This window comes from Streptomyces sp. NPDC033216, from assembly GCF_055577115.1.
Map to the genome: position 1 here is coordinate 1 of NZ_JBVIQK010000057.1, position 4,256 is coordinate 4,256.

Below are 4,256 nucleotides of genomic sequence, written 5' to 3' on the forward strand. Positions count from 1 at the left end.
ATCCAGACGCCGACCTCCCCATACAACCGATTCCCACCTGCTGGGGCCGGATGACCCTCTACGATCCGGTGCATGCTGGATCCCGAGTTGCTGGAACGGATCACCGCGCGGCGTGCGGAACTGGATGAGCTCGAAGAGCAGCTGGCCAAGCAGCTGATAGAGGTCCGGGCCGAGCGTGACGAGCTCGCCGTTGCTGAGAAGGTCCTGGAACGGATGAGCGAGCAGATCGCCGAGGAACGGGCAGTGTTCGCGCCGGTCCCTGGGCAGGTGGGGGGACGTGCGGTGATGGTCATCCCGCACCGTGCGGCGAATGTGGAGGAGACCATGCTTCCGCCGGACTACCAGCGCATTCTCTCCGTCGTGCGGCAGGCCGCCGGCCCGGTCAAGGCCCGGCAGGTCGGCGAAGTGCTGGGGGTGGACATCGGCGTGAAGAGCAAGCTGGAGCCGTTGCGCGGAAAACTGATCAGGCTGTCCGACCGCGGCTGGCTGCGGAAACAGCCCGACGGACGGTTTACCACCCGGCTGTGACCATGGAAGCGCTGCCAGAGTCCAGCGCTGTGCCGATGGGCCCAGGGATGCCTCTTTCGCTGCCGTCATCGTTTCGGCATCCGGGTTATACAGCGGAACACTCCCCGGCTGGGCCCGCTGGGGGCGATGTCGAACTGGTGGCGAGGGCAAGGGAGTCCTCGGGCGGCGAGATGCTGCCCTCGATCGCGTGGCGTGAAGCATGCCGCAGGAAAGGAACCGGCCGTGGACGAGCAGTACGAGGCAGCAGGGCAGCCGAGGAGTACACCGAAGAACGCTTCACTGAACTGGCCCGGTTCCTCTTCGCCCGCACGGACCCCGTGATGCTCAGCCGCCCCGTGGCCCCCGACACAGACCGAGCCGTGCAAGCCCTCAACGATACGGTGCGCGCGCTACTGGCCCAGGCGAGGGCGTATCGGGAATGGGGCAATGAACCTGCCCTCGCAGGTACCTGGGACGCCCTCACACCATCGCCCGGCAATGGCGACGCCATCCAGACTTCCTCACCCTCTGGGAATGGGAATGAGCCGGCCACACAACCCCAAGATCCTCTCACCGCCCCTTCTGGGCACACCTCCATTCGGCTCGTCGACGGCCGCTGATCCCGCCCTGCTCGATTCCTCTTCGGGGCGCCGTACGGCTCGGCTCGGTTGAGGAAGATGTGAGCCCGCAGTGCAGTGCAGTGCAGTGCAGTGCGGGCAAACGATCAGACCGTACGCAGCGTGACCTCGCGGACAGCCCTTAGTCAGCGGACGGTGCGGGCGAGCATCGGCTCGAAGGCGGACTCGTCGTCGTCGAGAACGTAGGGAAGGAACCCGTCGCGGACGGTGCGAGCGGCAGTGGTGAGCAGGCGGTCCAGGACTTCGCGGTCGGTGGCCGGGGGAAGTCGCAGTGCGGCAAGGAGGCGGTTACGGACGGCGGGGTGGTCCGGGTGGTCGTCGAGGTAGTCGGAGTTGAGGGCCGGGGGCCGGAAGCCGGCCAGGGCGTCGTGCCAGGACGGCAGGACGATGGCGAGGGTCAGGGCCTCGGCGAGAGAGTCGGCGATGAGCGATGCCCGGCACTCGGAGTCGGTGTAGAGGACGGGGCGGGGGCCGCCGGGGGTAGCCGGGCCGCAAAGGTAGTGGGTGCCGCCCGCGTTGCAGCCGGCGATGGGCTCCACCGGGAGAGCGTTGGGCAGGGCTATCGCTTCGATCGGGTCGGTGCGGGCAAGGTCGAACTCGCCGTCGCAGGAGAGGTAGGAGGCGACCTCGGGGTGTGCGGCGATCCTTCGAAGCAGTGCGCTCTCGGAGAGGGCGGCCGGATTGAGGGCATCGGCGACCGCGGGGGTGAGGGGGTGTCCGGCGAGGACGTGGCGGACGGCGTCGAGGGGCACGGGGCGTTCGTAGTAGTCCTCGAACCATGCCTGAACGGCCTCAGGGGAGCGGTCCGTGAGGAGGTGGAAGAGGAAGCCGGAGCCGTCCGGGTCTTCGCTGCCCTTCGGGAAGGCGATGGCCGAGCCGGTGCGCCAGGCGGTGTCGCCGGCCGCCTGCCACAGGCAGGCGGTGACCCGAGGGGCGTCGATGCCCTCGTCATGGAAGGCGGGCTCGTCCAGGAGCGGGCGCAGCGCCGCGGGCACCTCGTCGATGACACCGGGCCAGACCTGCTCGTCGTCCGTGCCGTACGGACTCATCTGCGACTCGTGGTCGAAGCCGCGTATGAGCACACCGGCCGGAGTGAAAAGGACAGCGAAGTCGTCTCCGGAGCCGCTCTCCATCAGGGCCGCCTCGACACCGGGGCCCCAGGTGGGGTCGAAGGTGTACTGGCAAAACCGCGGATCGTCACCGATCGCCCCGTCCAGGGCGGCCAGGGCACGCAGATGGGCACGGAGTCGGACGGGATCGGGGAGGAGGGCGGCGGTCTCGTGCACAGTACTCATGGCGTCATGAAAGCAGCCACCCCTGACGATCCAGGGCGGGCGCCCGACCAGCGGTGCCGCGGCAGGGGGCGGGGGCGTTGAGAAGTCACGCCGCTGCTCCTCTACCGTCAGTAGAGGAGCAGCGGTAGAGTCAGGACATGGCAGCAGACGAGACGAGCATCAAGGTGAGCACGGCCGCGCGGGACCGGCTCGCCCAGCTGGCGGCCGAGCACGGCACCACCATCCGCAGCTTGGTCGAGGACCTCGCGCAGAGCACGCCCACGCAGGCCGAGTACGCCGAGCGTGCCGAGCTGGCTCGCGCCGAGCTCGCCTCCGCCCTGGGCAGCGCGCCGAGCCCGGAGGCGGAGGCGAAGGCCCGGTCCCTGCTGGAGCGTCTGGGCGCCGCCGCGCACGGTCCGCGAGCGGCCGCGTAGTGGCGGGGATCGCGGTCGTCCTGGACCACACGACCGCCGCGGCGTTGTACGACCCGAAGGACCCGTTCAACGAGGCGGTCGCGGCGTTCTACGTGCAGGCCTCCGGCGGACTCGGTGACCTCTATGCGCCGGTGTTGTCCCTGACGGCCGGCGACGCCGAGCGGCCCGGGCTGCTCGGCTACATCAAGGGGCTGCGGTTCATCCGGATCGAGGCGTTCGACACCGACGCCGCGGTCACCGCCACCGAACTGCTGCGCTTCGGACACTCCTGGGCCGCCGTCCACGCCATCCACGCCGCCCGCCCCTCCCCCACCCACCCCACCGGACGGTACCTGCTCACCCTCACCCCCAAGGCCTACGCCGGCACCGGCGTCCAAGCCGTCCACCCCGACCAGTAACCGCCCGCCCGGCCGGCCGGAGTACCGCTGGCGGCAATCCGGAGGGCGGGGACGGCGTCCACGGCGTCGAGCAGGCCGGCGGCCGCGGGCTTCAGGCCCACCGGCGCGGCCGGGGCGCCCGGCAGGCTCAGCAGGGCGTCCGCGGCGCCGCGCAGGCACGACTCCGCAACCTCCGCCGAATGCCGGAGAAGACCGCCGTTCAGGATCCGGCGCGCGTTCTGCAGAAGGTCCAATGCCCGCAACTCCGGTTCGCCCTGTGCGGTCAGCGCCGCAGCCAGAGCCTCGTCGACTATCGGCAGGACGTCCCCGCCGGCCGACTGCATCGTCTCGTCGCTCACCAGTGCACCGTAGAGCCGGCGGGCCAGCGCACGGGCCGGGACCAGACAGCCAGGCCGGCGGGCGCCGGGCAGTGGGTGGGGCAGGCACGGCGTACCAGGGGCCGGCGTGTCACTCCTCGTCGCGGGTCTAGAACTCGTGCGCCTCGTTGGCCAGGTCCGCCGCCCGCGAGCACCGCATCTGCGCCTTCGCGTCACGGCCGGCGTATCCCTTGGCCTGGCGCATCATCAGCTCCGCAGCCGAGGAGCTGTGAGCGAAACGACCACCAGTCGACGGCCTACCCGTCAGATCATCGATGTGCAGCTTGTGGTGGTCGTCGACGTCTGGCCGTAGCTTGAGCGCGTTGCCCGGCGGGCGGGCAGGCCTGGCTCGGAGGGCCGGGATGGTCTGGTTCGCCTCTTCCACGGCAAGGTGGCGGTCAGCAGCCATGCGACCCGCTCGGCGAAGCGCGGCTCTGGCACGGGGATCTCGATGCCGGGGTGGCGGGTGTAGTGCCGGGTGACGGTGTCGGCGACGTAGGTGGTCAGAGCGTCGATGCGGTGGCGCCTTCGCGGACGGGTGCCGGGACCGGCACAGAGCCGGTTGAGGGTGTGCAGGACGGTGGGGAGGCTGGCATCGAAGCTGATCGTCTGTGGGGGGCAGGTGCCGACGACGGTGAGGGTGTCGGTG

At 70.3% G+C, this 4,256-nt stretch carries 5 protein-coding genes and 1 pseudogene; 3 read left to right on the top strand and 3 right to left on the bottom strand.

Annotated features, from left to right (window positions below; genetic code table 11):
- The first annotated feature begins 72 nt into the window (after positions 1–72).
- Positions 73–528, top strand: coding sequence for a hypothetical protein (locus tag ACZ5Y0_RS36775; RefSeq protein ID WP_468414851.1), 456 nt, complete (start codon positions 73–75; stop codon positions 526–528).
- A 742-nt stretch (positions 529–1,270) separates the two neighbouring features.
- Here ACZ5Y0_RS36775 and ACZ5Y0_RS36780 read toward each other — a convergent pair.
- Positions 1,271–2,440 (bottom strand): hypothetical protein, encoded by a 1,170-nt coding sequence (locus tag ACZ5Y0_RS36780; protein WP_469132980.1) that lies wholly within the window; start codon positions 2,438–2,440, stop codon positions 1,271–1,273.
- A gap of 137 nt (positions 2,441–2,577) precedes the next feature.
- Between ACZ5Y0_RS36780 and ACZ5Y0_RS36785 the strand changes: the two genes are divergently transcribed.
- Positions 2,578–2,853 (top strand): hypothetical protein, encoded by a 276-nt coding sequence (locus ACZ5Y0_RS36785; protein ID WP_469132981.1) that lies wholly within the window; start codon positions 2,578–2,580, stop codon positions 2,851–2,853.
- The gene (locus ACZ5Y0_RS36790; RefSeq protein WP_469132982.1) at positions 2,853–3,251 is read left to right on the top strand and encodes a PIN domain-containing protein; all 399 of its coding nucleotides are present in this window, start codon (positions 2,853–2,855) and stop codon (positions 3,249–3,251) included. Before ACZ5Y0_RS36785 ends, ACZ5Y0_RS36790 begins: the two co-directional genes overlap by 1 nt.
- Here ACZ5Y0_RS36790 and ACZ5Y0_RS36795 read toward each other — a convergent pair.
- Both ACZ5Y0_RS36795 and ACZ5Y0_RS36800 read right to left on the bottom strand, forming a co-directional pair.
- Positions 3,209–3,589, bottom strand: coding sequence for a hypothetical protein (locus ACZ5Y0_RS36795; RefSeq protein WP_469132983.1), 381 nt, complete (start codon positions 3,587–3,589; stop codon positions 3,209–3,211). The genes ACZ5Y0_RS36790 and ACZ5Y0_RS36795 overlap by 43 nt on opposite strands.
- A 282-nt stretch (positions 3,590–3,871) precedes the next feature.
- Positions 3,872–4,256 (bottom strand): annotated as a pseudogene (locus ACZ5Y0_RS36800) (hypothetical protein); the annotation flags it as partial.

Bases quoted from the DNA above. Each gene is read 5' to 3' on its own strand.
- ACZ5Y0_RS36780 (WP_469132980.1), bottom strand. From the start codon at position 2,440: ATGAGTACTGTGCACGAGACCGCCGCCCTCCTCCCCGATCCCGTCCGA.
- ACZ5Y0_RS36785 (WP_469132981.1), top strand. From the start codon at position 2,578: ATGGCAGCAGACGAGACGAGCATCAAGGTGAGCACGGCCGCGCGGGAC.
- ACZ5Y0_RS36775 (WP_468414851.1), top strand. From the start codon at position 73: ATGCTGGATCCCGAGTTGCTGGAACGGATCACCGCGCGGCGTGCGGAA.